The sequence below is a fragment of the Sedimentibacter sp. B4 genome, from assembly GCF_000309315.1.
Taxonomy (GTDB): domain Bacteria; phylum Bacillota; class Clostridia; order Tissierellales; family Sedimentibacteraceae; genus Sedimentibacter; species Sedimentibacter saalensis.
On record NZ_CANG01001026.1, the window covers coordinates 1 to 399 of the forward strand.

Genomic DNA, 399 nt, shown 5'->3' on the forward strand with positions numbered 1-399 from the left:
CAGCGCCCTACGCCCACGTGACCGCGCCGCTGCGTCGGCTGGTCGACCGCTACACCGGCGAGATCTGCGTGGCGATCTGCGCGGGGCAGGAGGTGCCGGACTGGGTGAGCCAGTCGATGGCCGGCCTGCCTGCGGTGATGGACAACTCGAACCGCCGGGCCAAGAAGTACGAGCGAGGAGTGGTCGACCTGGTCGAGGCCATGGTGCTGGCGCCGCAGCTGGGCCACACGTTCACCGGCACGGTGCTCGAGGTCGACCCGGAGGACGACCTTGGCGTCCTGCAGATCCCCGAGCCGGCCGTGGAGGCGAAGGTGAAGGGGGCAGAGCTCGTTCTCGGCGAGCAGGTGGCGGCGACTCTGGTCGCGGCCGTCTGTTGTCCGGGCGGGTGGAGTTCCGCGT

The 399-nt window shown here is 70.7% G+C and carries 1 pseudogene; it reads left to right on the forward strand.

The annotated features are described in order from the left end of the window. A pseudogene (locus BN358_RS27230) lies at positions 1-399 on the forward strand (RNB domain-containing ribonuclease); the annotation flags it as partial.